The organism is Streptomyces sp. NPDC006335, assembly GCF_040612795.1.
In the GTDB taxonomy this organism is placed as follows: Bacteria; Actinomycetota; Actinomycetes; order Streptomycetales; family Streptomycetaceae; genus Streptomyces.
Genome location: NZ_JBEXQX010000016.1, coordinates 26,647 through 52,432, shown reverse-complemented (window position 1 = coordinate 52,432; position 25,786 = coordinate 26,647). Strand labels below are relative to the sequence as shown.

Annotated in this window: 30 protein-coding genes and 1 riboswitch; of the genes, 14 read left to right on the top strand and 16 right to left on the bottom strand. The window is 70.9% G+C overall.

Annotated elements, in window-relative coordinates; translation table 11 throughout:
* Positions 1-20 precede the first annotated feature (20 nt).
* Both nagA and ABZ098_RS33900 read right to left on the bottom strand, forming a co-directional pair.
* Positions 21-1,259 carry an N-acetylglucosamine-6-phosphate deacetylase gene (gene nagA, locus ABZ098_RS33905; RefSeq protein WP_356597572.1) on the bottom strand — a complete coding sequence of 413 codons (1,239 nt, stop codon included), beginning with the start codon at positions 1,257-1,259 and terminating at the stop codon, positions 21-23.
* Entirely contained in the window at positions 1,259-2,203 is a 945-nt protein-coding gene (locus tag ABZ098_RS33900) for an ROK family protein (protein ID WP_356597571.1), read from the bottom strand. Before ABZ098_RS33900 ends, nagA begins: the two co-directional genes overlap by 1 nt.
* 168 nt (positions 2,204-2,371) lie before the next feature.
* Between ABZ098_RS33900 and ABZ098_RS33895 the strand changes: the two genes are divergently transcribed.
* Positions 2,372-3,580, top strand: coding sequence for an extracellular solute-binding protein (locus tag ABZ098_RS33895; protein ID WP_356597704.1), 1,209 nt, complete (start codon positions 2,372-2,374; stop codon positions 3,578-3,580).
* Between the two features lie 33 nt (positions 3,581-3,613).
* Entirely contained in the window at positions 3,614-3,847 is a 234-nt protein-coding gene (locus ABZ098_RS33890) for a DUF3263 domain-containing protein (protein WP_356597570.1), read from the top strand.
* A gap of 3 nt (positions 3,848-3,850) precedes the next feature.
* On the opposite strand, the gene otsB is transcribed toward ABZ098_RS33890, so the two are convergent.
* The 3 genes from otsB to ABZ098_RS33875 all read right to left on the bottom strand — a co-directional run bounded on the left by otsB (position 3,851) and on the right by ABZ098_RS33875 (position 7,155).
* The gene (gene otsB, locus ABZ098_RS33885) at positions 3,851-4,672 is read right to left on the bottom strand and encodes a trehalose-phosphatase (RefSeq protein ID WP_356597569.1); all 822 of its coding nucleotides are present in this window, start codon (positions 4,670-4,672) and stop codon (positions 3,851-3,853) included.
* A 2-nt stretch (positions 4,673-4,674) separates the two neighbouring features.
* The gene (locus ABZ098_RS33880) at positions 4,675-6,141 is read right to left on the bottom strand and encodes a trehalose-6-phosphate synthase (RefSeq protein WP_356597568.1); all 1,467 of its coding nucleotides are present in this window, start codon (positions 6,139-6,141) and stop codon (positions 4,675-4,677) included.
* Between the two features lie 69 nt (positions 6,142-6,210).
* Positions 6,211-7,155 carry a glucosyl-3-phosphoglycerate synthase gene (locus tag ABZ098_RS33875; protein WP_356597567.1) on the bottom strand — a complete coding sequence of 315 codons (945 nt, stop codon included), beginning with the start codon at positions 7,153-7,155 and terminating at the stop codon, positions 6,211-6,213.
* A 148-nt stretch (positions 7,156-7,303) separates the two neighbouring features.
* Positions 7,304-7,462: riboswitch (SAM riboswitch) on the top strand.
* A gap of 17 nt (positions 7,463-7,479) precedes the next feature.
* Here ABZ098_RS33875 and thrC point away from each other — a divergent pair.
* The 6 genes from thrC (at position 7,480) to ABZ098_RS33845 (ending at position 14,984) form a co-directional block, all read left to right on the top strand.
* Entirely contained in the window at positions 7,480-8,760 is a 1,281-nt protein-coding gene (gene thrC / locus ABZ098_RS33870; RefSeq protein WP_356597566.1) for a threonine synthase, read from the top strand.
* Positions 8,761-8,795: 35 nt separating this feature from the next.
* Positions 8,796-9,071 (top strand): MoaD/ThiS family protein, encoded by a 276-nt coding sequence (locus ABZ098_RS33865; protein WP_123990075.1) that lies wholly within the window; start codon positions 8,796-8,798, stop codon positions 9,069-9,071.
* Between the two features lie 443 nt (positions 9,072-9,514).
* On the top strand, positions 9,515-9,721 hold the full coding sequence (locus ABZ098_RS33860; RefSeq protein ID WP_007382895.1) for a cold-shock protein: 207 nt from the start codon (positions 9,515-9,517) through the stop codon (positions 9,719-9,721).
* A gap of 535 nt (positions 9,722-10,256) precedes the next feature.
* Positions 10,257-11,879, top strand: coding sequence for a chaperonin GroEL (groL, locus tag ABZ098_RS33855; RefSeq protein WP_007382894.1), 1,623 nt, complete (start codon positions 10,257-10,259; stop codon positions 11,877-11,879).
* A 362-nt stretch (positions 11,880-12,241) separates the two neighbouring features.
* Positions 12,242-13,363, top strand: coding sequence for an NADH:flavin oxidoreductase (locus ABZ098_RS33850; RefSeq protein ID WP_356597565.1), 1,122 nt, complete (start codon positions 12,242-12,244; stop codon positions 13,361-13,363).
* 91 nt (positions 13,364-13,454) lie between these two features.
* Positions 13,455-14,984 carry a carboxylesterase family protein gene (locus ABZ098_RS33845; protein WP_356597564.1) on the top strand — a complete coding sequence of 510 codons (1,530 nt, stop codon included), beginning with the start codon at positions 13,455-13,457 and terminating at the stop codon, positions 14,982-14,984.
* 21 nt (positions 14,985-15,005) lie between these two features.
* Here ABZ098_RS33845 and ABZ098_RS33840 read toward each other — a convergent pair whose 3' ends face one another.
* From ABZ098_RS33840 to ABZ098_RS33810, 7 genes are all read right to left on the bottom strand, one after another.
* Positions 15,006-15,575 carry a hypothetical protein gene (locus tag ABZ098_RS33840; protein ID WP_356597563.1) on the bottom strand — a complete coding sequence of 190 codons (570 nt, stop codon included), beginning with the start codon at positions 15,573-15,575 and terminating at the stop codon, positions 15,006-15,008.
* A 30-nt stretch (positions 15,576-15,605) separates the two neighbouring features.
* Entirely contained in the window at positions 15,606-15,857 is a 252-nt protein-coding gene (locus tag ABZ098_RS33835) for a type II toxin-antitoxin system RelE/ParE family toxin (protein ID WP_356597562.1), read from the bottom strand.
* The gene (locus ABZ098_RS33830) at positions 15,854-16,129 is read right to left on the bottom strand and encodes a type II toxin-antitoxin system Phd/YefM family antitoxin (RefSeq protein ID WP_356597561.1); all 276 of its coding nucleotides are present in this window, start codon (positions 16,127-16,129) and stop codon (positions 15,854-15,856) included. The genes ABZ098_RS33835 and ABZ098_RS33830 overlap by 4 nt, the downstream gene beginning before the upstream one ends.
* A gap of 66 nt (positions 16,130-16,195) precedes the next feature.
* A complete protein-coding gene (locus ABZ098_RS33825) occupies positions 16,196-17,011 on the bottom strand; it encodes a hypothetical protein (protein WP_356597703.1) in 816 nt (271 codons plus the stop codon).
* A 275-nt stretch (positions 17,012-17,286) separates the two neighbouring features.
* Positions 17,287-17,832 (bottom strand): DinB family protein, encoded by a 546-nt coding sequence (locus ABZ098_RS33820; protein ID WP_356597560.1) that lies wholly within the window; start codon positions 17,830-17,832, stop codon positions 17,287-17,289.
* Positions 17,833-17,857: 25 nt separating this feature from the next.
* Entirely contained in the window at positions 17,858-18,052 is a 195-nt protein-coding gene (locus ABZ098_RS33815) for a DUF397 domain-containing protein (RefSeq protein WP_356597559.1), read from the bottom strand.
* Positions 18,036-18,875 (bottom strand): helix-turn-helix transcriptional regulator, encoded by an 840-nt coding sequence (locus tag ABZ098_RS33810; RefSeq protein ID WP_356597558.1) that lies wholly within the window; start codon positions 18,873-18,875, stop codon positions 18,036-18,038. Before ABZ098_RS33810 ends, ABZ098_RS33815 begins: the two co-directional genes overlap by 17 nt.
* Positions 18,876-18,991: 116 nt before the next feature.
* On the opposite strand from ABZ098_RS33810, the gene ABZ098_RS33805 reads away from it, so the two are divergent.
* From ABZ098_RS33805 to ABZ098_RS33795, 3 genes are read left to right on the top strand one after another with little or no spacing between them, the layout of a single operon-like run.
* Positions 18,992-19,384, top strand: coding sequence for a hypothetical protein (locus ABZ098_RS33805; protein ID WP_356597557.1), 393 nt, complete (start codon positions 18,992-18,994; stop codon positions 19,382-19,384).
* An 8-nt stretch (positions 19,385-19,392) separates the two neighbouring features.
* Positions 19,393-20,079, top strand: a complete 687-nt coding sequence (locus ABZ098_RS33800; RefSeq protein WP_356597556.1) for a class I SAM-dependent methyltransferase — start codon at positions 19,393-19,395, stop codon at positions 20,077-20,079.
* Between the two features lie 30 nt (positions 20,080-20,109).
* Complete coding sequence (locus tag ABZ098_RS33795) at positions 20,110-20,748, top strand: dihydrofolate reductase family protein (RefSeq protein ID WP_356597555.1); 639 nt, start codon at positions 20,110-20,112, stop codon at positions 20,746-20,748.
* Here the strand turns inward: ABZ098_RS33795 and murQ are convergent.
* Both murQ and ABZ098_RS33785 read right to left on the bottom strand, forming a co-directional pair.
* A complete protein-coding gene (gene murQ, locus ABZ098_RS33790; RefSeq protein WP_356597554.1) occupies positions 20,720-21,664 on the bottom strand; it encodes an N-acetylmuramic acid 6-phosphate etherase in 945 nt (314 codons plus the stop codon). The genes ABZ098_RS33795 and murQ overlap by 29 nt on opposite strands.
* Before the next feature lie 48 nt (positions 21,665-21,712).
* The gene (locus ABZ098_RS33785) at positions 21,713-22,543 is read right to left on the bottom strand and encodes a MurR/RpiR family transcriptional regulator (protein WP_356597702.1); all 831 of its coding nucleotides are present in this window, start codon (positions 22,541-22,543) and stop codon (positions 21,713-21,715) included.
* A 112-nt stretch (positions 22,544-22,655) separates the two neighbouring features.
* On the opposite strand from ABZ098_RS33785, the gene ABZ098_RS33780 reads away from it, so the two are divergent.
* The gene (locus ABZ098_RS33780) at positions 22,656-23,039 is read left to right on the top strand and encodes a hypothetical protein (protein ID WP_356597553.1); all 384 of its coding nucleotides are present in this window, start codon (positions 22,656-22,658) and stop codon (positions 23,037-23,039) included.
* Positions 23,036-23,296, top strand: a complete 261-nt coding sequence (locus ABZ098_RS33775; protein WP_356597552.1) for a DUF4031 domain-containing protein — start codon at positions 23,036-23,038, stop codon at positions 23,294-23,296. Before ABZ098_RS33780 ends, ABZ098_RS33775 begins: the two co-directional genes overlap by 4 nt.
* On the opposite strand, the gene ABZ098_RS33770 is transcribed toward ABZ098_RS33775, so the two are convergent.
* The gene (locus tag ABZ098_RS33770; protein WP_356597551.1) at positions 23,293-24,396 is read right to left on the bottom strand and encodes a GNAT family N-acetyltransferase; all 1,104 of its coding nucleotides are present in this window, start codon (positions 24,394-24,396) and stop codon (positions 23,293-23,295) included. The two genes, ABZ098_RS33775 and ABZ098_RS33770, sit on opposite strands and share 4 nt — an antisense overlap.
* Before the next feature lie 26 nt (positions 24,397-24,422).
* Positions 24,423-25,067, bottom strand: coding sequence for a hypothetical protein (locus tag ABZ098_RS33765; protein ID WP_356597550.1), 645 nt, complete (start codon positions 25,065-25,067; stop codon positions 24,423-24,425).
* 42 nt (positions 25,068-25,109) lie between these two features.
* On the opposite strand from ABZ098_RS33765, the gene ABZ098_RS33760 reads away from it, so the two are divergent.
* Positions 25,110-25,781: a maleylpyruvate isomerase family mycothiol-dependent enzyme gene (locus ABZ098_RS33760; RefSeq protein ID WP_356597549.1), complete on the top strand. Its 672-nt coding sequence runs from the start codon at positions 25,110-25,112 to the stop codon at positions 25,779-25,781.
* The last annotated feature ends 5 nt before the right edge of the window (positions 25,782-25,786 follow it).

Genomic DNA, 25,786 nt, shown 5'->3' with positions numbered 1-25,786 from the left:
GGCCCCAACAGCCGGACACATCACCCCAGTTGGGGACCGACCACCCATTCTCCCCGGCGCATGACGCCCTTGAGGTCGAAATGACGGTCGAGGAGGACCAGGTCGGCGTCCTTGCCGGGCTCCAGTGAGCCGATGCGGTCGGACATGCCGAGCAGCCGGGCCGGGTTGGCGGAGATCGCCGCGACCACGTCCTCGACCGGCAGCCGGTCGACGGTCACCGCCCGCTTGAAGGCGCGGTCCAGGGTGAGCGTCGAGCCGGCGATCGAACCGCCCTCGACCAGGCGGGCGACCCCTTCGCTGACCTCGACCTCCAGGGGGCCGAGCATGTAGCGCCCGTCGCCGAAGCCGGCCGCGTCCATGGCGTCCGTGATGAGGGCGACCCTCTGCGCACCCGCGTGGTGGAACGCCAGTTGCAGCGCGGCCGGGTGGAGGTGCGTGCCGTCGTCGATGAGCTCGACCGTGATCCGCTCGTCCTCCAGGAGGGCGGTGATGGGGCCGGGGGTGCGGTGGCCGAGGGGCGGCATCGCGTTGAAGAGGTGGGTGGCCACGGTCGCGCCCGCGTCGATCGCCTCGACGGTCTGCTCGTAGGTCGCGTCCGTGTGGCCGATCGCCGCGATGACCCCGTGCTCGGCGAGGAGACGTACCGACTCGATGCCGCCGGGGAGCTCGGTGGCGAGCGTGAGCATCCTCGCCTGCCCGCGCGCCGCGTCGATCAGCTTGCGGACCTCCGCCGGGTCGGGGTCGCGCAGGAGCTCCTGGGAGTGCGCACCCTTGCGGCACGGGGAGATGAACGGGCCCTCGAAGTGGATGCCGGCGATGTCGCCCTGCTCGGCGAGTTCGGAGAGGAGACCGGCTCGCTGGGCCAGGAAGTCCATGTCGCCGGTGACGGTGGAGGCGACGAGGGTGGTGGTGCCGTGGGTCAGGTGGGTGCGGATGCCCTTGAGGATCTCGTCGGGGGTGCCGGAGGTGAAGGAGGCTCCGCCGCCGCCGTGGTTGTGCAGGTCGACGAAGCCGGGGACCAGCCAGTGGTCGGTTACGTCTATGACCTGGGCGTTTTCTGGGGCGGTAGCGGTGATTCGGGTGCCGTCGATGACGACTTGGCCGTTCTTGACCGTTCCCGTGGGCAGGACCACGGTCGCGCCGGACAGGACGAGGGGGGTCTTGTCCGTTGCGGGGTGCGGGTGCGTCGTGGCTTGTCGCGCCCGCGCGGCGGTAGCCGCAAATTCGACGCTGTCCCGCGCCCCTGAGTCGGCTGCCATCAGGGCGTTACCTCCGTACCGTCGGTCTTGTTGAGGAGATCCCAGGCCAGGAGGCCGGCGCCCAGGCAGCCCGCCGTGTCGCCGAGTGCCGCGGGGACGATCGTCGGGAGCTTCTGGAAGGTGACCCGGCTGCGGACCGCCTCCCTCAGCGGTGTGAACAAGGTTTCCCCCGCCTCCGCCAGGCCGCCACCGATGATCAGGGTGCGGGGGTCCAGGAGGGTGAGGGCGGTGACCAGGCCGTCGGCGAGGGCGTCCACGGCGTGCTGCCAGACCTCCCGGGCCTGCCGGTCCTCGGCCTCCACCGCCTTCGCGCAGTCCGCCGCGTCCGCCGCCGGGTTCCCGGTGACCGCGGCCCAGGCCTCGCTGACGGCGGCCGCGGAGGCGTACCGCTCCAGGCAGCCGCGCTGGCCGCACGGGCAGGGCGTGCCGTCCGGGCGTACGACGATGTGGCCGATCTCGCCCGCGAAGCCGTGGGCGCCCGCCTCCACCCGCCCGGTGATGCCGATGGCGCCCGCGATGCCGGTGCCGAGGGCGACGAAGAGGAAGCGGTCGGTGCCCCGGCCGGCTCCGATGCGGCCCTCGGCGAGGCCGCCGGTGCGGACGTCGTGGCCGAGGGCGACCGGGACGCCGTCGAGACGCTCGGCGAGCCGGGCGCGCAGGGGGACGTCCCGCCAGCCGAGGTTGGCGGCGTAGGCGGCGATGCCCCGGTCCTCGTCGACGATGCCGGGGACGGCGACGCCGGCCGCGACCGCGGGGGCGCCGAGGTGCTCGGTGCCGTACGCGCGCAGCTCGGCGGCGAAGTCGAGGATGCCGTCGACGACCGCGTCCGGTCCGCGCTCGCGGCCGGTCGCCCGGCGGGCCCGGTGCAGGAGCTCGCCGCCCGCGCCGACCAAGGCCGCCTTCATCCCGGTGCCGCCCACGTCGAGGGCGATGACATGTCTCACGGGGGACAGTGTGACCCGTGGACCCGCAAGAGGTCTAGTCCACTCGCGTGGTGTAGACCTTAGTCTGAGATATGTATGACTTTTCGAAAGTTTTCGAACGTGAGTTTGGGGCGGTTGTCGGTGCGGCGGCGTAGGACGGGAACGATCGCGGCGGTGTCCGCACTGGGGATGACGGCGGTACTGGGTGGCTGCGGCCTGGGCGGCGGGTCGGACGAGGTGACGCTGAAGCTGGTCGCCGCCGACTACGGCGACAGCTCGGCCAACAGCTCCCAGAAGTACTGGGACAAGCTCGTCAAGGAGTACGAGGCGAAGCACTCCGGCGTGAAGATCGACGTCAGCGTGTACTCCTGGACCGACGTCGACCGCAAGGTCAAGGAACAGGTCGACGCCGGGGAGGCGCCCGACATGGCGCAGATCGGCGCCTACGCCGACTACGCGGACAAGGGACTGCTCTACAAGGCCGACGAGCTGATCGGGATCCGGGAGCAGGCCGACTTCGTCGCCCAGCTCGGCTCCGCGGGGCGGATCAACGGCATGCAGTACGGGATGCCGTTCGCCGCGTCGACCCGGCTGCTCTTCTACAACAAGACCCTCTTCGCCGACGCCGGGCTCACCCCGCCGACCACGTGGAAGGAGCTGGCCGCCGACGCCGAGGCGCTCAAGGCGGACGGGGTGAAGTACCCGTACGCGCTCCCGCTCGGCCCCGAGGAGGCGCAGGCCGAGACCATGCAGTGGCTGCTGAGCGGGGGCGGCGGGTACGTCGACGACGTCGGCACGTACGGCATCGACTCCGACGAGAACATCGCCACGCTGACCTGGCTCAAGGACGACCTCGTCGGCAAGGGACTGACCGGCCCGGTCGCGCCCGAGAACCTGAACCGGGCCGCCGCGTTCTCGGCGTTCGCCGCCGGGGACGTCGGGATGCTCAACGGGCACCCCTCGCTGATGAAGACCGCCGCCGCGAAGGGGGTGAAGTTCGGGATGGTGCCCATGCCCGGCGTGGACGGGCCGACCAGGAACTCCATGGGCGTCGCCGACTGGATGATGGCCTTCCGGCAGAACGGGCACGCCGAGCAGGTGGGCGACTTCCTCGACTTCGTCTACAGCGAGAAGAACGTCCTCGCGTTCTCACGGGAGTACGACCTGCTGCCGGTCACCAACTCCGCGTCCTCGGCGATGAGCGCGAGCTCCCAGGACGCCGACCTCAAGCCCTTCCTCGCCGCGCTGCCCTCCGCGGAGCTGCCGCCGGTCGGCAAGACGTCCTGGGCCTCGGTCAGCGCCGCGGTGAAGAAGCGGATCGGCTCCGCGGTGAGCTCCGACGGGAACCCCGCGGAGGTGCTGCGCGCGCTCCAGCTCACCGCACGGAACGCGGAGTAGCCGCTGTCAGTGGCGGGCGTTACGGTTCCCGGCATGGAGCACGCGGAACTCGACCGCCGGGAGCGGGACATCCTCGCGCTGGAGCGCCGCGGTTTCGCGGGCCCCGGCGCGAAGGAGCGGGCGATACGTGAGGAGCTGGGCCTGGCGCCGGTCCGCTACTACCAGCTCCTCAACGCCCTCCTGGACGACGAACGCGCCCTGGCCCACGACCCGGTGACGGTGAACCGGCTGCGCAGAGTGCGGCAGGCCCGGCGCGCCGAGCGCTGAGGGTCAGGCGAGCCGCTCCGCCAGGCCCCGCAGCAGGCCCACCACGCCGGCCGGGCCGTCCACCACCAGGTCGGCCCGCTTGCGCAGTTCCGTGACCTCGTCGCTGCCGCTGCACACCAGGAGGCCCGCGGTGCCGTGGGCACGCAGTTCGTCGACCGCCGAGTAGGCCGGGAGGTCGCCCAGGTCGTCACCGGCGAACAGCACGGACCGGGCGGACACCTCGCCGGCGTGCTTCAGGAGGGCCACGCCCTTGTCCACGCCCGGTGGGCGCAGCTCCAGGACCAGCCGGCCGGGTTCCACGATCAGGCCGTTGCGGGCGGCCAGGTCGGTGAGGGGCCCGCGGAGGGCTTCGAAGGCGGACTGGGGGTCGGCGGCCCGGCGGGTGTGGACGGCCACCGCCCGGCCGCCCTTCTCCTCGATCCACGCGCCGGTTCCGGCCAGGAGCTCCGGCAGCTCGGCACGGACCGCCGCCACCCCCGGGTGCGCGGCGGGGGCGGTCACCTCGCCCGTCGCCGCGTCCCAGCGCTCCGCCCCGTAGTGGCCGAGCACGGTCAGGTGCTCCAGACCCGGGACGCCCGCGAAACCGCCGTTGCGGACGGCGACCGCGGCCGGGCGGCCGGTGATCACCGTCACGGACGCCACCTTCGGCGCGAGGGCCGCGAGCGCCGGCACCGCCTCGGGGTGGGCGGCCGCCTTCTCCGGGTCCGCCACGATCGGCGCGAGCGTCCCGTCGAAGTCCAGGCCGATCAGCGCCCGGTGCGGTTCCGCGAGCAGCGCGCGCAGGCCCTCCTGACCGGCGGGGGTGAGGGGGGTAGGAAGGTTCATGCTCACCCGTTCAGCGCTTTCAGCGCGTTCAGCTGGTCCAGGAACCACTGCGCCGGCGGGAGCGCCGTCGCCGCCGCGGCGAGCCGCTTCGCGCGTTCGGCCCGTTCGTGGGCCGGCATCGTCAGGGCCTCGTGCAGGGCCGCCGCCGTCTGCTCCACGTCGTACGGGTTCACCACGATCGCGTCCTCGCCGAGCTCCTCGTACGCCCCGGCCTCCCGCGACAGCACCAGCGCGCACCCCTCGTCGGAGACCACCGGCACCTCCTTCGCGACCAGGTTCATGCCGTCCCGGATGGGGTTGACCAGCGCCACGTCGGCCAGCCGGTACGCGGCGAGGGAGCGCGCGAAGTCGTCCTTCAGATTCAGCAGGACCGGGGTCCAGCCAGGTGTGCCGAACGTGTCGTTGATCTCCTGCGCCACCCGCTGCACCTCGGCCGTGTAGTCCCGGTACACCGCCAGGTCCTGCCGCGAGGGATACGCGAACGCCACGTGCACGACCCGCTCCCGCCACTCCGGCCGCGACTCCAGCAGCCGCCGGTAGGCGTGCAGGCCGCGCACGATGTTCTTGGACAGCTCGGTCCGGTCCACCCGCACGATCGTCTTGCGGCCCGCGCCGATCTCCTCGCGCAGGGCGACGATCCGCTCCTCGACGTCGGCCTCGTGGGAGCGGGCGCGCAGGAACTCGGCGTCCGCGCCAAGGCCGTGCACGCCGATCCACGTCGTCCTCAGGGGCGGCACGCCCGTCGCGGTGTGCTCGATGCTCTTCGGCTCACTGGGGACCGGGCTGTACACCTGGATCCGCTCGGCGTCGATCTCGTTCGCGCAGGCCATGAACCCGAACGCCCACCGCCAGGTCAAAAAGCCGAGCCGGTCAGCGCCGAGCATGCCCCACACCAACTGCGCCCGGATGTCGTCCGGCAGCATCCGGAAGTACTCCACCGGCGCCCACGGCGTGTGCGAGAAGTGGGCGATGCGCAGGTCGGGGCGGAGTTCGCGGAGCATCCCCGGCACCAGGCACAGGTGGTAGTCCTGCACCAGGACCGCCGCCCCCTCGGCCGCCTCCTGAGCGAGCGCCTCCGCGAAGGCACGGTTGTACGTCTCGTACGACGCCCACTGCCGCCGGAACTCCGCGTCGAAGGACGGCTCCAGCGGGGTCTGGTAGAGGAGGTGGTGGACGAACCAGAGGACCGAGTTGGCGATGCCGTTGTACGCGTCCGCGTGCACGTCGGCCGGGATCGGGAGCATCCGGACGCCGTCCTCGCCGACGCCCTGCCGTACCGCCTCGCGGTCACCGTCGGACAGCGCCGAGCACACCCACAGCGCGTCGGCCTCCGGCCCGATCGCCGACAGACCCGAGACCAGCCCGCCGCCACCCCGTTTGGGTTTCAGCGAACCGTCGTCCTGGACCTCGTAGGAGACCGGACCTCTGTTGGACGCGACCAGTACGTGGGCGTTGTGCGAGGGAGCCATGCCTCGACATCTAGCCCGGTGTCCAACCGCTCAAACGTTCCCTTTGGGAGCGCTCCGGAAGGGGCGCTCCTACGCCGCCCTTCTTTTCATGTACTCCGGGATCTCCGTCATCGGCGGCCGCTCCTCCGTGTCCACGGAGTACGTACGCGGCTCGAAGCCCTCCCGGCCGCGCTCGAACTGGGTCAGGGCGGGCCGGATCAGGTGGCCGCGGGCCAGCCGGAGCTGGGCGGTGCGGTAGATCGCGGCGGACATCCGGCCCAGGGCCTGCCCGTCCTGGTGGCGGTGCTTGCGCACCCCGACGTCGACCTGGGCGAGCGCGTCCAGGCCCACCAGATGCAGGGCGTCGACCAGCATGCCGAGCTCCACGCCGTAGCCGACGGGGAACGGCAACTGCTCCAGCAGGGAGCGCCGGGCCGCGTACTCGCCGCCCAGCGGCTGCACGAAACCGGCGAGCTGCGGCCAGTGCATGTTCAGCAGCGGGCGCGCCATCAGCTCGGTGACCCGGCCGCCCTGTCCGGCGGCACCGCCCAGGGGACGGTCGTACATGCCCTTGACCAGGTCGACCTCGGGGTCGGTGAGCAGCGGGCCGACGATGCCGGAGACGAAGTCCGAGGAGAACTCCTTCAGGTCGGCGTCGATGAAGCAGACGATGTCCCCGGTGGTGACCAGCAGGGACCGCCACAGGACCTCGCCCTTGCCGGGCACGGCCGGGATGCGCGGGAGGATGTCGTCGCGGTGGACGACCCGCGCGCCGGCCGCCGCGGCGACCTCCGACGTGCGGTCGGTCGATCCCGAGTCGACGACGACTATCTCGTCGACGAGCGGGACCTGCTGCATGAGGTCATGACGGATCACGGCGACGATGTCACCGACCGTCTCCTCCTCGTTGAGTGCGGGCAGGACGACACTGACCGTCCGGCCCGTGGCCCGCTTCGCCGCCATGATCCGGTGGAGCGGGCGATCGGTCACGGACCAGGAACGGGTCGCCAGCCAGCGCTCGACTTCGTTCAGCACAGTGCGCGGCTCCTCTGCGTGTGATCTGCGGGTGATCCATCTCGCCGTTCGGACGACTCTCTCAACTGTCCCGGCCGTCGGTTACAGTCTTGAACAACGCGGATGACCATCGCATGTCCAGGGTGGCCCGCCGTTCACAACTTCATACCGCTCATCCAGAGGGGCAGAGGGATACGGCCCGATGAAGCCCCGGCAACCCTCCAGTCGGCTCTTGCAGCGATCACTGACGATCGTCTCCGCGAGGCTCCCGACTCGGGAAGGTGCCAAATCCGTCTCACGGCGAAGTGCGTCGTGAGGAAGATGAGGAGAAAGGGCCTCGCCTCCATGGCTGCGCAGACTGTTGCAAGCACCACGAACTCCGTCGACCTGGGTCCCGCCGCGGCACTGAGCTGCCGCGAATGCGGCCACCGAGTCCCGCTCGGCCCGGTCTTCGCCTGCGAGGAGTGTTTCGGCCCGCTCGAGATCGCGTACGACTTCTCGGCCTACGAAACCGAGGAGCTCCGCAAGCGCATCGAGGCGGGACCCGCGAACATCTGGCGCTACGCCCCGCTGCTGCCCGTCCCCGCGGACGTGGCGGACAAGCCCAACATCAACCCCGGCTGGACCCACCTCGTCAAGGCCGACAACCTCGCCCGCGAGCTCGGCGTGACCGGCGGCCTGTACATCAAGGACGACTCCGGCAACCCGACGCACTCCTTCAAGGACCGCGTCGTCGCGCAGGCCCTGGAGGCCGCGCGTGCCTTCGGCTTCACCACGCTCTCCTGCTCCTCCACCGGCAACCTGGCCGGCGCGGTGGGTGCCGCCGCGGCCCGGGCGGGCTTCCGCTCCTGCGTGTTCATCCCGCACGACCTGGAGCAGGGCAAGGTCGTCATGGCCGCGGTCTACGGCGGCGAGCTCGTCGGCATCGAGGGCAACTACGACGACGTGAACCGCTTCTGCTCCGAGCTGATCGGCGACCCGGCCGGCGAGGGCTGGGGCTTCGTCAACGTCAACCTGCGGCCGTACTACGCGGAGGGGTCCAAGACCCTGGCGTACGAGATCTGCGAGCAGCTCGGCTGGAAGCTTCCCGACCAGCTCGTGGTGCCGATCGCCTCCGGCTCGCAGCTCACGAAGATCGACAAGGGGCTCCAGGAGCTGATCAAGCTCGGGCTCGTCGAGGACAAGCCGTACAAGATCTTCGGTGCGCAGGCGGAGGGGTGCTCGCCGGTGTCGGTGGCGTACAAGGCTGGCCACGACGTGGTCCGGCCCCAGAAGCCGAACACCATCGCCAAGTCGCTGGCCATCGGCAACCCGGCGGACGGCCCGTACGTGCTGGACATCGCGCGGCGTACCGGTGGCGCGGTGGAGGACGTGAACGACGAGCAGGTCGTCGACGCGATCAAGCTGCTGGCGCGGACCGAGGGGATCTTCGCGGAGACCGCCGGTGGGGTGACCGTGGGTGTCACCAAGAAGCTGATCGAGAACGGGCTGCTGGATCCCTCGCTGACGACCGTCGTGCTGAACACCGGGGACGGTCTGAAGACGCTGGACGCGGTGGCGGGTACGGGTCTGACGGCGACCATTCGTCCCAACCTCGATTCGTTCCGTGAGGCCGGCCTCGCGTAGTCGTTGTTCGTTTACCTGACCGGAGGTCTTGAACCATGAGCGTTTCCGTCCGTATCCCCACCATCCTGCGCACCTACACCGGCGGCCAGGCCGAGGTGCAGGCCGAGGGTGGGACCCTCGCCGAGGTCATCGCCGATCTGGAGAAGAACCACACGGGTATCGCGGCGCGCGTTCTCGACGACCAGGGCAAGCTGCGGCGGTTCGTGAATGTGTACGTGAACGACGACGATGTGCGGTTCGAGCAGGGGCTGGAGACGGCTACGCCCGACGGGGCCGGTGTCTCCATCATCCCGGCGGTCGCCGGCGGGTGACCATATGACTGGTCATTACCTTCGGTAACAGAAATTACCGAGTGTTCATCCGATTGCCCCCTCCGCGAGAGAAGCGGAGGGGGCAATTCTCTATGGTTGAGCACGGTACAGTTGGGGAACCCGCTGCTTCCTTCATGCCGGGCGCATATGAGTTGCGACTTCGGATGCGGCGAGAAGTAGCCAAAGTGTGTGGGTTCTTTGCGTCTTATGCTCCTTTTGTGGGGCCCGACTTGCCCCGAATTCGGGCGAATTCTCACTACATTCCGGACCCCTTCCGTCCAGAATTCTCGTCCGATTGACCTGTTGCAGACGGCAGTTGGACAGATACATTCAGCCGCGGTCGACGCGTTCCGGCGCACGCCCCCAACCATGTGGGGGGTGAGGTCTGACCCGGATCCATGAAGTGTGGATCCGTGCAAGGGCCAGTAATAGGGGAGTTAGGCATGGCTCAGGGCACCGTCAAGTGGTTCAACGCGGAGAAGGGGTACGGCTTCATCGCGGTCGACGGTGGTGCGGATGTATTCGTCCACTACAGCGCGATTCAGATGGACGGCTACCGCACCCTTGAAGAGGGCCAGCGGGTCGAGTTCGAGATCTCGCAGGGTCAGAAGGGGCCGCAGGCGGACATGGTCCGTCTCGCGACTGGCTGAAGCACGCGCCGGGTAACAACAGCGTCGTTCTTCGTTCTTCTTCGAAGGGCTCGTACCCCATGGGGAGTCATGGGTACGGGCCCTTCGGCATGTGTTTTGGGTGGTTGGGCGGTTTCGTGCGCGGGTCCGGTGGGGGCGGGCGTTCTGCGCAGTTCCCCGCGCCCCTGAGTGTGTGCGGCGGCCCCTGATCGTGGCGCTGGGTGACTGCAACCTCCCCAGGGGTGCGGGGAACTGCGCGATCAGCCCCCACCGGCCGGTGGCCGCCCGGCAGCCCGACCCGGCCTCCCGCGGCGCGCAGTCCGGGCGCCCGGAACACAGCGAACCCGTGCCCGGTCTTCGGTAGGCGCTTGCACTCGACCATGCCGAGTGCTAATCATTGGCGTTAGCACTCTGAAGGTGAGAGTGACAAAGATGGACCGGGTCGGTGAGGCCCGCAGGCCTTGTGGGGCAAGGATCCACGGGCCGGCGAGCCGTCCGTCGCGGGCGCGGGCGCGGTCCGAAGGAATCACCCCCAGTCCTGGAGGGACCACTTCACATGGCCAAGATCATCGCGTTCGACGAGGAGGCGCGGCGCGGCCTCGAGCGCGGCATGAACCAGCTCGCGGACGCCGTCAAGGTGACGCTCGGCCCCAAGGGCCGCAACGTCGTCCTCGAGAAGAAGTGGGGCGCGCCCACGATCACCAACGATGGTGTCTCCATCGCCAAGGAGATCGAGCTCGAGGACCCGTACGAGAAGATCGGCGCCGAGCTGGTCAAGGAAGTCGCCAAGAAGACGGACGACGTCGCCGGTGACGGTACGACCACCGCGACCGTGCTCGCCCAGGCCCTGGTCAAGGAAGGCCTGCGCAACGTAGCCGCCGGCGCCAACCCCATGGCCCTCAAGCGCGGTATCGAGAAGGCCGTCGAGGCCGTCTCCGCCGCCCTGCTCGAGCAGGCCAAGGATGTCGAGACCAAGGAGCAGATCGCCTCCACGGCCTCCATCTCCGCCGCCGACACCCAGATCGGCGAGCTCATCGCCGAGGCGATGGACAAGGTCGGCAAGGAAGGCGTCATCACCGTCGAGGAGTCCCAGACCTTCGGTCTGGAGCTGGAGCTCACCGAGGGTATGCGCTTCGACAAGGGCTACATCTCGGCGTACTTCGCCACCGACATGGAGCGGATGGAGGCGTCGCTCGACGACCCGTACATCCTCATCGCCAACTCCAAGATCGGCTCCGTCAAGGACCTGCTCCCGCTCCTGGAGAAGGTCATGCAGTCGGGCAAGCCGCTGCTGATCATCGCCGAGGACGTCGAGGGCGAGGCCCTGTCCACCCTGGTCGTCAACAAGATCCGCGGCACCTTCAAGTCCGTCGCCGTCAAGGCCCCGGGCTTCGGTGACCGCCGCAAGGCCATGCTCGGCGACATCGCCATCCTCACGGGCGGCGAGGTCATCTCCGAGGAGGTCGGCCTCAAGCTGGAGAACGCGACCCTGGACCTCCTGGGCCGCGCCCGCAAGGTCGTCATCACCAAGGACGAGACCACCATCGTCGACGGTGCCGGTTCCTCGGACCAGGTCAACGGCCGCGTCAACCAGATCCGCGCCGAGATCGAGAACAGCGACTCGGACTACGACCGCGAGAAGCTCCAGGAGCGCCTGGCCAAGCTCGCCGGTGGCGTCGCCGTCATCAAGGCCGGTGCCGCGACCGAGGTCGAGCTCAAGGAGCGCAAGCACCGCATCGAGGACGCCGTTCGCAACGCGAAGGCGGCCGTCGAGGAGGGCATCGTCGCCGGTGGTGGCGTGGCCCTCATCCAGGCCTCCTCGGTCTTCGAGAAGCTGGACCTGGAGGGTGACGAGCTGACCGGCGCCAACGCCGTGAAGCTCGCCCTGGAGGCCCCGCTCAAGCAGATCGCCGTCAACGGTGGTCTCGAGGGTGGCGTCATCGTCGAGAAGGTCCGCAACCTGCCCGTCGGCCACGGCCTGAACGCCGCAACCGGTGAGTACGTCGACATGATCGCCGAGGGCATCATCGACCCGGCGAAGGTCACGCGCTCTGCCCTGCAGAACGCCGCCTCCATCGCCGCGCTGTTCCTCACCACCGAGGCCGTCATCGCCGACAAGCCGGAGAAGGCCGCCGCGCCCGCCGGTGGCGGCATGCCGGGCGGTGACATGGACTTCTGATCGACTCCGGGCCGTGAGGCCTGACGGTTGATCAACGTCCTCGCCGGGGGCGGCCCTTCCTGGGAACAGGGGGTGGCCGCCCCCGGTCCTTTCTTGCGCTATGCTTGATCACGAGCCGCTCGACGTGAACTCCCGTCGGTCGACTACGCGTTGGTGGTCCAAGGAAAGACGCCCCGCTTCCTGCGGGGAAATGCAGGTGCAAGGCCTGCCCAGCGCTCAAGACGAAGCCCGTCCCACGGTCGTGGGGCGGGCTTCTTCCATGCGTGGCCGGAGTCACAGCGTGGCGGGAATCTTGGAGCGCGCGAGGCGGTTGGCACCTGGGTACTGTCCATGCGCATGCACATACCGAGGAGTATCCACACGTGACCGCCCCCGCTCCCACCCGTGCCGCCGAGATCCTCTCCCGCCCGGTGCACATCAACGGCCTGACCGTCCCGAACCGCATCGCGATGGCGCCCATGACCCGCATGTTCTCCCCGGGCGGCATCCCCGGCGAGAACGTGGCGTCGTACTACTCCCGCCGCGCGGCCGCCGGAGTCGGTCTGATCGTCACCGAGGGGACGTACGTCGGCCACGAGTCGGCCGGGAACAGCGACAGCGTCCCGCGGTTCCACGGCGACGAGCAGCTCGCGGGCTGGGCGAAGGTCGCCGAGCAGGTGCACGCGGCGGGCGGCACCATCGTCCCGCAGCTGTGGCACATCGGCATGGTGCGCGAGCAGGGGCAGGCGCCCTACGCCGACGCCCCCGCGGTCGGCCCCTCCGGTATCCGCCCCGGCGCCGACGAGCCCACCGGCAAGGCGATGACCCAGCGCGACCTGGACGACGTGATCGGCGCGTTCGCCGAGGCCGCGGCCGCCGCCGAGCGCATCGGCTTCGACGGCGTGGAGCTGCACGGTGCCCACGGCTACCTCCTCGACCAGTTCCTGTGGGCGGGCACCAACCGCCGCACCGACGCCTACGGCGGTGACCCGGTCGCCCGTACGAAGTTCGCGGCGGAGATCGTGGCGGCCGTACGCGAGACGGTGTCGGCCGAGTTCCCGATCATCTTCCGGTACTCGCAGTGGAAGCAGGAGGCCTACAAGGCGCGGCTCGCCGAGACGCCGGAGGAGCTGGAGGCGATCCTCGCCCCGCTCGCCGCGGCCGGTGTGGACGCCTTCCACGCCTCCACCCGCCGCTACTGGCTCCCCGAGTTCGAGGGTTCCGACCTCAACCTCGCCGGCTGGACCAAGAAGCTCACCGGCCGGACCACCATCACCGTCGGCTCGGTCGGCCTCGACGGCGACTTCATCAAGGGCTTCATGGGCGAGGGCTCCCCGGTCAAGGGCATCGACGACCTGCTCGACGGCCTGGAACGCGAGGAGTACGACATGGTCGCCGTCGGGCGGGCGCTGCTCCAGGACCCCGAGTGGGCCGCGAAGGTGCTGGCGGGCCGCTTCGACGAACTCCAGCCGTACGACGCGTCCGCGCTGAAGTCGTTGAGCTGACGGCACAAGGGACCCTCGGCTTGGTTGACTCAGGCAAGGGACGTGGGCTGGAGTGAGGCGAAGCAGCCCCGACCTGTGAGGAGTTCGACCGATGACGTCAGCCGAGGGTCTCGAAGTACGCACCGCGGCCGGTGCCGTACGCGGGCGCGCCGAGGACGGACTGGTGGTCTTCCGGGGGATCCCCTTCGCCGAACCGCCCGTGGGAGCGGCCCGGTTCCAGGCGCCCCGGCCCGTCGGGAGCTGGGAGGGGACCCGGGAGGCGTACGCCTTCGGGCCCCCGCCCCCGCAGGAGTCCGCCTTCCAGGCGCGCGCGGGCGCGGTGGAGACGCCCACCGGTGACGACTGGCTGACGGTCAACGTCTGGACCCCCGCGACGGACCCGGCGGCCCGCCGACCCGTGATGGTGTGGATCTACGGCGGTGCCTACAAGCTGGGTCACGCGGGCAGCCCCGGCTATGACGCCCAGCACCTCGCGCGCGCCGGTGACGTGGTCGTCGTCACCCTCAACTACCGCGTCGGCATAGAGGGCTTCGCCCTGCTGGAGGGCGCGCCCGCGAACCGGGGGCTGCTCGACCAGGTCGCGGCGCTGGAGTGGGTGCGGGACAACATCACGGCGTTCGGCGGGGACCCCGGGCAGGTCACGGTGTTCGGGGAGTCGGCGGGCGCGGGGTCGGTCGCCTCGCTGCTGGCCATGCCCCGCGCGCGGGGACTGTTCCGGCGGGCCGTCGCGCAGAGCGTCCCCGGCACCTACTTCTCCGCCGAACTCGCCCGGGACATAGCGGTGGAGCTCGGCAAGGAGGCCGGTCTCGCTCCCACGGCCGCCGCGCTGGCCGCCGTGGACCCGCGTGAACTCCCGGCGGCCGGTGAGCGGTTGAGCGCGCGCATGCGGGAGTACGACGACCGGTGGGGGCAGGTGGCGCCCACGGTCACTCCCTTCTCGCCGGTCGTCGACGGGGAGGTGCTGCCGTGCACGCCCTGGGAGGCGCTGGCGGCGGGCGCCGGGCGGGACGTGGACCTGCTCGTCGGGCACACCCGCGACGAGTTCCGGCTCTTCCTCGCCCTCGGCGAGCAGCTCGGCAGGATCACCGAGGAACAGGCGGCCGCGGCCCTGCGGATGTTCGCGCCGGGCCCGGACGGCGAGCGCTCCTACCGCGAGGCCTTCCCCGACGCCACCCCGACCGACCTCTACGAACGCGTGCAGACGGACTGGCTGTTCGCCCTGCCGTCGCTTCGGCTGGCGGAGGCGCATGCAGCGGGCGGCGGCCGGGCCCACCTGTACGAACTGACCTGGACCGCACCGGCGTTCGGCGGCGCGCTCGGCGCCTGCCACGGGCTGGACGTGCCGCTGCTGTTCGGCACCTACGACGCCGACCTCGGGGCCCTGCTGTTCGCGGGCACCGGGGTGCCGGACGAGGCCAGGGCACTGACCGCGCTCTTCCAGTCGGCGTGGACCGGGTTCGCGCGGACCGGGGAGCCGGGATGGCCGGCGTTCGAGCCGTCGGGCGGCCGCCTCACCCAGGTGCTGGACGGGGCGGCGGCGCAGGTGCTGCCGTACCCGGAGGAGGTCTCGCGGCGGCTGTGGGAGGGGTACGACATCCCGGCGCTGCCGCTGCTGAAGTAGGCGGCTGGGGTCTATCGGGCTCTAGAGGTTGCCGAGCGGCTCGATGTCGACCCTGACCGGGGTGCCCCACACGCGCAGCACCTCGTAGTCGGTGAACTCGTGGACGAGCCGGTACGCCATCGCGGCGCGCGGCCCGCGGCGCTGGGCGTTGAGGTAGAGCTCGGCCTCGTGCCGGTCCCGCCTCGGCGTCCCGCACAGCTGCCACTCCTGGCCGGTCCACTGCTCCGGAAGCCAGCGCTGCTGGGGCTGGGGCCGGTCCTCCCGCACCCCGTACCGGGAGGGGGCGGGCTCGGCGGAGCGGGGGCGCGCGTACGGTCCGTTGATCTCGGCGCGGCGGGCCGCCCTGCGGCGCGTCTCGCACAGCAGGCACAGGTCGGGGGCGTTCTCGTCGACCGGGCCGTTCGGATGCTCGGCGCAACGGGTGCTGGGGGCGGCGGTGGTGACGCTGTCCTCCAGGAGGTCCAGGGCACGCTTCAGGTCCGCTCTGACCTCGTGCAGCTTGGCGTCCGGAGCGTCGGCCGTGAGGGAGTCGCCGTGCTCGCCGAGCACACGGAGAGCACGGCCTAGATGGGTGAGCTGGGCGTGGTTCATGGGTGGCTCCGGTTGTCGCGGGGGCCGGGTTCAGTTGCTGCGGCCGACCTTCAGCACATGCACGGTGACGGTGGGTGCGTCCGGCCGGTACAGCACGCGCCAACTTCCGACGTGCAGCCGGTAGTAGCCGGAACTTCCCAAGGCCCGTGCCGCGTCGGGACGGGGATCTTCGGCGAGGGCGCGTACTGCCACGGCAGTCGCCTTGGCTCCTACCGGATCGAGGACGCGGAGCCGTCGGAACTCGTTCATGGCGTGGTTCTCCCACACCACGGTGTACGTCACGAAGCGGCCTCTCGGCGATCTTCCGCCTCCAACTGGGCCATGAAGTCGTCGTGCGACATCGACGGGCCGGCCGGAGCGGCCTCACGAGCGCGCGCCTCGGCGATGTCCGCCTCGTCGCGCAGCCGCTGCAGCTCTTCCAGTTCGCTTATCGGGATGAGTGCGGCGGCGGGCTTGCCGTACTCGGTGATCAGGATCTGCTCCTGTCCGTGCCGAACCCGGCCGACCAGTTGGCCGAGCTGGTTGCGGGCTTCGACGAGCGGATACGTGTCCATGGGGAAACTGTACACACCTGCTGGTGTGTGCTGGCTCCCGTGACAGAGCTGGGATGGGGGCGGTCGTCATGTGTACGTGCGTTCTTCTTGCCTCTTGGACATCGCGGCCCGGATCGCGTCCGCGCGGGCGTGGATTTCGAGTGCGGGCAGGAGTGCGGTGGGGCGTGTGGTGGCCTGTTCGCCTCGGCAGCCCTTGCATACGCCCCCTGGCAGGGCCTCCGGACGCCCCAGCACCCCGCACTCCGCGCACTCCAGGATCCGGCGGGGCGGCTGTGGGGCGGGTGGTTCCGGAGGGATCTTGTCCGTCAGACGGCGACGGAGCAGGGCGGCCGGGTGGTGGACCGGGGTGGGCAGGCCGCTGGTCAGGGCGTGGCGTACGGCGTCCTCGCCGGCTCCTCGGGCGAACCACTCCGCGACCAGCGGGGCGAGGGCCGTGCAGTCGGCGGCGGACAGGGACAGTGCCGGGGTTTCGCGACCGAGGGCCGCCAGGAGGATGTGGGCGCGGGTACGGGTCGGCGGGCGGGGTTCGCTGTCCTTCGGTACGTCACCTCTCGTGAAGGCAGCCCACCACTCGTCATTGCGTGCGGTACGGGTGAACCACGTTCGGGTGATCCAACGGGAGCCGCCGGTATCCGAGTCCAGGCGCTCGCGTCCCCGGCGCAAGTGGCCTGCGTTCTGGAGGCGGTTGAGGGCGGTGCGGAGGGCGCACTGTCCGTACGGCAGCTGCTTGGCCAGCGTTTTTACGGAGATGTCGGCGCCGTCGGGGAGGCGGTCGACGTACGCGGCGATGGCGGCTTCGCGGGGTGGGAGGTGGGCGAAGTCGTGCGCGGTGCGGGGGCGTTGGTCGGGGGCGCTGCGTTTGCCGTATCCCGGGTTCGCCATGGGGTGCGGGGAGGCGTGCGCGGGCAGGAAGGCAGGACTAAGATTGGTGGCAGCCACAGGTCGATGCTCGCGATCGATCTCGTAGGTCAAGCCCCCGCAGGTGTTGGTAGCACCTGGCGGGGGCTGTTCGTTATCCGGGCACGCTAGACGATCGTAACGCTGCGTGGCAAGTCGAACGCGTCAAGTCAACATGCGGGGTGGGAGGGCGGGTTGGGGCCCTCCACCCGTTCCTTGAAAAGAGGGCTCGGAGCTGGACGCTTGAGCTTCGGGAGCGGTCAGCCCATGCTCTTGGCGCCGTCCAAGGACTCGCGGATGATGTCGGCGTGACCCGCGTGCTGGGCGGTCTCGGCGGCGATGTGCAGCAGCACCCTGCGCGCCGACCATCGAGCCCCGGGCTCGTTCCACGGCGCCTCGGGGAGCGGATGGGCGGTGTTCAAGTCGGGCAGGGCCCAGACGAGTTCGTCGGTCCGGCGGGCCGCCTCGTCGTAGTCGGCCAGCACACCGGCCAGCGTCTCGCCGGGCAGCATCCGGAACTCGTCGGCCCGCCGCGCGAAGTCGGCCTCGGTCATCGCGGTGAAGTCGGGCATGGCGGAGGGGCCGTTGACGATGAAGTCCGCCCAGTGCCGCTCCACCGACGTGACGTGCTTGATCAGGCCGCCCAGACACAGCTCGCTGGCGGTGGTCCGCTGTCCGGCCTGCTCGTCGGTGAGGTCACGAGTCGTGAAGCGCAGGAAGCGCCGGCTGTGGGCCAGCGCCTCCAGGAGGTCGGTGCGCTCGTCGGTGGCGGTGGCGGTGGCGGTGGCGTGCGTGGTGTTGGTCATGGGACCACGCTAGGAGCCGTATAGGTCAGATCCTGACCTCAATGACCGCCTCGACGAAGGCTGACCACGCTTCCGGCCGGAGCATGAGCTTCGGGCCGTGGGGGGCCTTGGAGTCGCGGACGGGGACGGTGGTGGGGTGGCCGAGGGCCACTTCGAGGCAGTTGCCTCCGCCGCCCCCGCTGTAGGTCGACTTGCGCCAGATCTCAGGGTTCTTCCTCATGGACGTAATCCTGCGCCAACGACTCCACCAGGGCCAGGGACTTCTCCCGCGAGAGTGCGGAGGCCACGAGGAGGTCGAACGTGAACCGCAGTTGGACGACCGTGGCCGGGTCGTCCTCCAGTCGGCCGAAGCGCACTCCCTCGTAGTAGGCCAGCGGAGGCGCGTCCTCGAACTCCATTAGTTTCAGGGCGCCTTCCATCGCGGAATGTGCTCCTGCGCGGAAGGGCAACACCTGCACGATCGCTCGGTTTCGGCGGGCCAGCTCGGCGATGTGACGCAGTGCCTCCGCCATCACCGCCCGGCCACCGGTCTCCCGGCGCAGTGCCGCCTCGTCGAGCACCACCCACAACACCGGCTTTGTTGGATGGTCGAGGAGCCGGATCCGCTCCATCCGGCCCTCCACCCACACGTCGATGGTTTCCTCCGGCGTTGTGGGGTCGTAGGCGCGGTTCACGGCCCGTGCGTAGGCGGGGGTCTGGAGCAGGCCGGGGATGAGGAGAGGTGCGTACTCCCTGATCACCGTCGCCTGGGCCTCCGACTCCGCCGCCTCCGCGAAATGCTCCGGGTACTTGGACTTCGCCGCCGCCGCGCAGTTCCGCTGGAAGAACCCGTCCGTCCCGAGCACCTCGTCCAGCAGTCGCGCGACATCCGCTTGCATCCTCCGCGTCCCCGCCTCCAACTGCCCCACGAACGACCCGCTCACGAAGAGTCGTTGACCCAGCTCCTCCTGGCTGAGTCCCGCCTTCTCCCGCGCGTGCCGCAGCTCTGCTCCCAGAAGTGCTCGCGGTGATGACGACGGGTCCAGATCCTTCGGTCCTGCCATGCGTAGCCCCCGGTCCACCAGTTGACGTTGTTGGGACGCCCTGTCTGGCCAGGTTAGAGCCGTACCGGACACGCTGTGTCGCGAAAAGGAAACTCACCGTGCCGATGGAGGAAAGCGTGCGGTCCACCGAAGAAGTCCTGGAGTCCCTGCGGGAGGCCCTCACCGGCGTCGGCGTGACGCTGCCGTCCCTCGCCGTCGACCCCCTCACCGGCGCCGGTGACGAGCCGTTCCCGCTGGTCGACCTGGGCCGGTGCAACGTACGCACGGCCGAGCGGCTGGCGTCCGTGCTGCGCGGGGAGCAGCCGCCGGTCGGGGCGTACGTCGTGGACGTGCGGGACGGGCGGGTGGGGGAGGTGAGGGGGCACCTGGGCGGGAGAGTGCAGCTCAGGCCTCTCGGCGGTGGGCGGGAGTGGGACTGTCCGCCGGAGTCCACCGGGCCCGCGCCGCAGGGCGAGGTGCTGCGGGCGAGGGTGCGGAAGGTCAACAGGGAGGGGCGGATGTCCTGTTGAAATGAACCATGCCTCTCCTGGACGCCCTCGCCCGCTTCAACGACGCCCACCCCTGGAGCCACAACGCCCACTTCCACGCGTGGATCACGCGCCAGTTGCCCAGCCGCTTCGACCGGGCCCTGGACGTCGGCTGCGGTTCCGGAGACCTGGCCCGGCTGCTGGCCACGCGCGCGAGGGAGGTCCACGGCATCGACAGCGACGAACGGATCATCGGCGAGGCGAGGGAGTCGACCGATCCCGGACTGCCCGTGGCCTTCTCCGTCGCGGACGCCCTGTCGTACGACGGGGGTGGACGTTACGACGTCATCACCTGTGTCGCCGTACTCCACCACCTCCCCCTCACCGAGACCCTGAGCCGCTTCCGCGAGCAACTGGCCCCCGGCGGCACGCTGGTGATCGTCGGGCTGACCCGGGAGGACACCCGGGTCCAGACCTTCCTGGGTCTTGTGTCCGTCCCCCTCAACCTGGTCATCGGCTGGGCCAAGAACAGGGGGCGTACGGCACCGGGGCGCCCCGTCGCGATGACCGCCCCGACCCGCCCGGCCGACGTCCCCTACACCGAGTTCGTACGCGAGGCGCGCCGGGTGCTGCCCGGGGTCCGGGTGCGGCGGCGGCTGTTCTGGCGCCACACCCTCGTCTGGAAAAAAGTGCGCGGGGATGTCGATTCAGGCAGGCTCGGAACGACGTATGGGTGAGAGCACGACACCACACGAGAGGTGAAGGCGATGCCCAAGGTCCGAGTGCACAACGTGACGATCTCCCTCGACGGCTTCATGGCCGGTCCGAACCAGCGGCTGGACGCCCCGTTCGGCGACGGCGTCGGCTGGGGCGACGAACTGCACCGCTGGTTCATCTCCGCGACGGAGGACCTGGCGGCCGGGAAGGGCGGGACCGACGTCGAGTACTTCGTCCGCGGCGACGAGAACATCGGCGCCACGATCATGGGACGGAACATGTTCGGCCCGCAGCGGGGGCCCTGGGAGGACGAGTCCTGGCAGGGCTGGTGGGGGGACAATCCGCCGTACCACCACGACGTCTTCGTCCACACCCACCATCCGCGCCCGTCTCTGGAGATGGCCGGCGGGACGACCTTCCACTTCACCGACGAGGAGCCGGAGGCGGTCCTGCGGCGCGCTTTCGACGCCGCGGGCGGCAAGGACGTACGGATCGGCGGCGGGGCGGCGACCATCCGGCAGTACCTGCGCGCCGGGCTGATCGACGAGCTTCACCTGGTGATCGCGCCGATGCTCATCGGGCGCGGTGAGCGGCTGCTCGACGGCCTGGGCGAGGGGATCGACGGCTACCGCGTGGCCGAGCTGGTCAGCTCGCCGAACGTCACCCACGCGGTGCTGGTCCGCCGCTGAGAGCCGCCCGCAGGTGGCCCCCCGACTCCTCCAGCAGGCGGGCCGCCGTGGGCCCGTCGACACCGGCCAGGATCGTCAGGATCGCGTTCTTCACCTCGCCGTCCGTGGCGGCCAGGGCGCGTTCGACCTCCTCGTCACCGGCGCCGGTGGCGAGGGCGACGATGCGGCGGGAGCGGGCGCGCAGCTTGTCGTTGGAAGCGCGCACGTCGACCATCAGGTTTCCGTAGGTCTTGCCGAGGCGGATCATCGTGATCGTCGACAGCATGTTGAGGACGAGCTTCTGGGCGGTGCCCGCCTTGAGGCGGGTGGATCCGGTGAGCAGTTCGGGGCCGACGACCACCTCGATGCCGTGCTCGGCGGCCGCGGCGAGCGCGCTGTCGGCGTTGCAGGACAGCCCGACCGTCAACGCCCCCCGCGTGCGGGCGTGTTCCACCGCGCCCACGGCGTACGGGGTACGGCCGGACGCGGACACCCCGACCACCGTGTCCAGGGCCGTCAGCGCGAGCCCGTCCAGGTCGGCCCGCGCCAGCTCCGCGGAGTCCTCGGCCCCCTCGACGGAGGTGATCAGGGCCTGTGGGCCGCCCGCGATCAGGCCCACCACCTGGGCGGGGTCGGTGTTGAAGGTCGGCGGGCACTCGGAGGCGTCCAGGACACCGAGACGTCCGGCGGTGCCGGCGCCGGCGTAGATCAGCCGGCCGCCGCGGGCCATCCGCTCGGCGATCGCGTCGATGGCGGCGGCGATCCTCGGCAACTGCCGGGACACCGCGGCGGGCACGGAGGCGTCCTCGCCGTTCATCAGCCGGGCGATGTCGAGGGTCGGCAGCCGGTCGATGTCGGCGAGCTCGGGCCGGAAGGCCTCGGTGGTGAGCGTCTCCAACTGGGCTCGCAGATCACGGGGGTCGGAGGTGGAGGTCATGGAGGAGTGGCTCTTTCTTCGTGACCGACGTCTACCGGGAACTCGTGTCTAGCGACGGTGCCGGTGCGCCAGCGCCTCGTAGGACGCGGCCAGCGCGGGCGCCGCCGTCTCGTACGTTCGTTGCGCCACCCCGACGAACAGACAGTCCACCACGAGGAGCTGGCTCGTGCGCGACGACATCGCCGCGGGGCGCAGCTCGCTCTCCCGGGCCGTGGACGTCGTCAGCACATGGTCGGCGTACTGTGCCACGGCCCCGTCCGGCCGCCCGGTGATGGCCACGGTGGTGGCCCCGCGCTCGAAGGCGACCCGCAGCGGCTCGATGACGTCCCCGGTCGACCCCGAGTGCGTGATCGCGATCGCCACGTCCCCCGCCCGCAATTGCACCGCGTTCGTCACGGCCAGGTGCGGATCGCTGTGCGCCTGCGCTATCAGTCCTATCCGCAGCAGCTTCTGCGTGAGGTCCTGCGCGACCAGACCGGAGGCCCCCACCCCGTACACGTCGATCCGCCGCGCCGCGGCCGTCGCGGCGACCGCCGCCCCCAACTGCGCGGTGTCCAGCCCCGCCGCCGTGTCGGCGAGGGTCTGCTGCTCGTCGTAGGCGAGCTTGGCGACCACGTCCGCGATCGGATCGTCCACCGCGACGTCCGTGGTGATCGCGGGCGCCCGCCCGGACTGCTGCTGCGCGGCCAGTCCGGCGAGGGCGAGCCGCAGGTCGCGGTACCCGGGATAACCCAGCAGCCGGGCCGTCCGCACGACCGTCGCCTCACTGGTCCCGGTCAGCTCCGCGAGGCCCGTGACGGTGAGCGCCGCGCACCCCGCGGGGTCGTTCGCGACGGCCTCGGCGACCCGCTGCATGGAACGGGTCATGGACGGACCCATCGTGCGCACCTTCGCGGCGAGAGCGCTGCCGAAAATTTCCTTCACGTCCTGGGGCACGTATGAAAGATATTTTCGGCTCGGTGCCGTGGTCAAGAGCCCGCACAATGGCTGCATGGAGTCCATCGGTCCACTTGAGCAGTCCCTGCACACGGCACGCGCGCTCGTGCTCGCCGACCTGGCCGCGAGCGAGGTCGCCGCCGCGGATGTCGTGTCGATGGTCGAGGACTCCGTCGTACAGCGGCGCTGGTGGGTGGAGCAGTGGCCGGAGGGCGCGGAGTTCGTGGCGGGGCTGGTCGCCCAGGACGTCCAGGACGCGCTGCTGGAGGCCTACGGCCGTTGGCCCCTGTGCCCGGTGTGCGGCTCCGGCGACCCGCACGCCCTGGAGGTCGAGCCGGAGCTCGGTCCCGACCCGCACTGGGTGTGCCACAAGGCGGGCGTGAAGGTGGCGGCGGTCGGCTCCCTCGGTACCGCGGTGGGCGGGGCCTCCTCCTCGTGACCGTCTACATCGACCCACCCACCTGGCCGGGCCACGGCCGCATGTGGTCCCACCTGATCAGCGACACCTCCTTCGACGAACTGCACGCCTTCGCCGAGGAGTTGGGCGTACCCTCCCGCGCCTTCGAACGCGACCACTACGACATCCCCTCGCACCGGTACCCGGACGTGGTCGCGGCGGGCGCGGTGGAGGTCAGCAGCCGCGAGGTGGTGCGGCTGCTGACGGCGGCGGGGTTGCGCCGGCCCAAAGGCCGTTAACCGGCGCCGCCCGAAAGGACGTACAGCCGCAGGCCCGTCTCCATCTCGCCGTACGACTGCTCCTGCTCCACGGTCGCCCTGATGTAACCGGCGCGGGCGATCACGCGCTGGGAGGCGGCGTTGTCGGGCTCGATGGTGGCGCAGAGGCTGGACACGTCGTCGCGGGCCAGGGCCCAGTCGCTCAGGACGCGCAGGGCCTCGGTGGCGTAGCCCTGGCCGCGGGCGCTCTCGGCCAGGTCGTAGCCGACCTCCGCGCGGCCGTCCTCGTCGGGGGCGCCGTGGAAGCCCATGCCGCCGATCGCGCGGCCGTCCTCGCGCCGGACGAGGACGAAGAGGCCGAACTCCGGGCGGTGGACGCCCGCCTCGTACGCCTTGACGGCCATGCCGGCGGCCTCGCGGGTGCCGTCGAAGGGGCCGTCCTCGACCCACTCGAAGTCGCCGTCGCCGCCCGCGGCCAGTTCGGCGGCGGACGCGGGCGTGACGCCCTGGAGGGTGAGGCGCTCGGTGGGCAGGACGAGGTTGTTGCTCCAGCGCCACTGGGTGCGCGGGGCGCGGTCGGGCAGCTCGCCGCGGCCGGTGGCCCACAGCAGGGTGCGCCACGGGTCGGGGCCGGGCTGGACCTCGGGGAAGATCCGGGTCAGCACGTACTCGGGGAGGTGGGCGGGAGGCTCGTACGCCAGGCCCAGGCCCTCGGCGATGTCGTACGCGTGCAGCAGGACCTCGGCGACGCCCATCGCGGCGAAGCCCACGCGGTTCGCGCTGCGGAAGGGGTACGGGTGGAAGGCGCGGACCTCGCGAGGGGTCGTGCGGATGGTCGCGGAGAACAGCGTGCCGGCCGTCTCGATGACCTGGAGGGCGCCCTCGGCGTCCGTGTCGTCCTCCAGGAAGATCTCGAAGGGGACGTACTTCTCCCGCGCCCGGCCCGCCAACTGCCCCGCGTACGCGATCAGATCGCTCGCGATGTGCTCGGCCGTCTTCAGACAGCTCCACTCCACCCGGCCGGCCGGCACCCCGGACCAGTCCCGGTCCACCGCCGTCCGCAGTACCGCCACCGCGTCCGCGACAGCCTCCGTCACCCGTTCCGCGCCCATGTCTGCCATGCGGGCAGGTTATGGCGCCGGACGCCTCAGAGCGACAGCATTTCCAGCTCCGAGGCGAGGTTGTAGCGGGCCGTGGCCTCCCAGGTCCGTGCCCCGTACGGAGTCCGGAACAAGCGGGGCAGATCGAGCAGTTGCCGCAGCACCGCGGACCGGCCCTCGCGGAAGGCGTCGGAGGGCACGAAGCCGTACTCCTCGCGGACGGCGGCCGTGTAGGCGGCGTACGCGGAGGGCGGGGCGGCGAGGATCGCGAGGTCGGCGTCGCACAGGACCTGGCCGTCGCGGTCGTCGTCGGCGGGGGCGTGGGTGACGGTGAGGCGGACCAGGCGGGCGACCTCGGCCGTCGCGGCGGCCGGGACTCCGGCTTCGGGGAGGGCGCGTTCGGCCAGACGGGCGGAGCGCTCCTCGTTCTCGGAGCGGTCCGGGAGGTAGACGGCGTCGTGGAACCAGGCGGCGAGGCGGACCAGGCCGGGGTCCTGCGCGTACTCCTCCAGCACGTCGATGTGGTCGAGGACCGCGGTGAGGTGTTCGACGGTGTGATACCGGCGCTGCGGCTCCTGCCAGCGGGCGAGGAGGTCGTCGGCGTACGGCGCCGGATCGGGGCCGTCGGTCCCGGGGCGGGCGCTCTCCAGCGCACGGGCGAAACGGTCGCGGAGGTCGTCGAGATCGGCCATGGCCTCATTGTCCCGCGCCCCACCCCCTGGCAGGTTGGCCCCATGACTGCTGACGCCACCCACGACCGTGATCCAGAGCTCCCCGGCCGCCTCCTGACCACCGAACGCGACGCCCTGATCCCGCTTCTGCGCTCCCGCCCGGACACCGACTTCGCCCTGCCGACACGGGCGTGTCCGGGGTGGAGCGTGCGCGATGTGCTGGCGCACTGTTCGTCCGCGCTGATGCGGGTCGTGGAGGGCCGGTTCGAGAAGGGCGTCTTCTCGCCGGAGTCGAACGACCGGGACATCGCCGAGCGCGCGGACTGGACGAACCAGCAGGTCGTCGACGAGCTGGAGCGCGGGATGACGGAGGCCGGGCCGGTGATCGCCGGGGCGGGTGGGGTGCTGGACATCGTAGGGCTGGGCGAGTGGGTGCACGCGGGGGACGTACGGGAGGTGTGGGGGGTGCCGGGCGCGTACGGGGGCGCCGGGCTGCCCGACGCGCTGAGCCTCCTCGCCCGTACGACCCGGGAACGCGGCCACCTTCCCCTCCACGCCGACCTCGACGACCTGGACGAACCGCTCCGCCTGGGCGACACGGCCGGCGACCGCACGCCGGCCCGTTTCATCGGGGACGCGGCGACCCTCGTACGGCTGTACTCGGGGCGTCCGGTGGAGGGGCGGACGTACGAGCTCGCGGGGGCGGAGGCGAAGGAGCTGAACATCTTCGGCTGAGACGC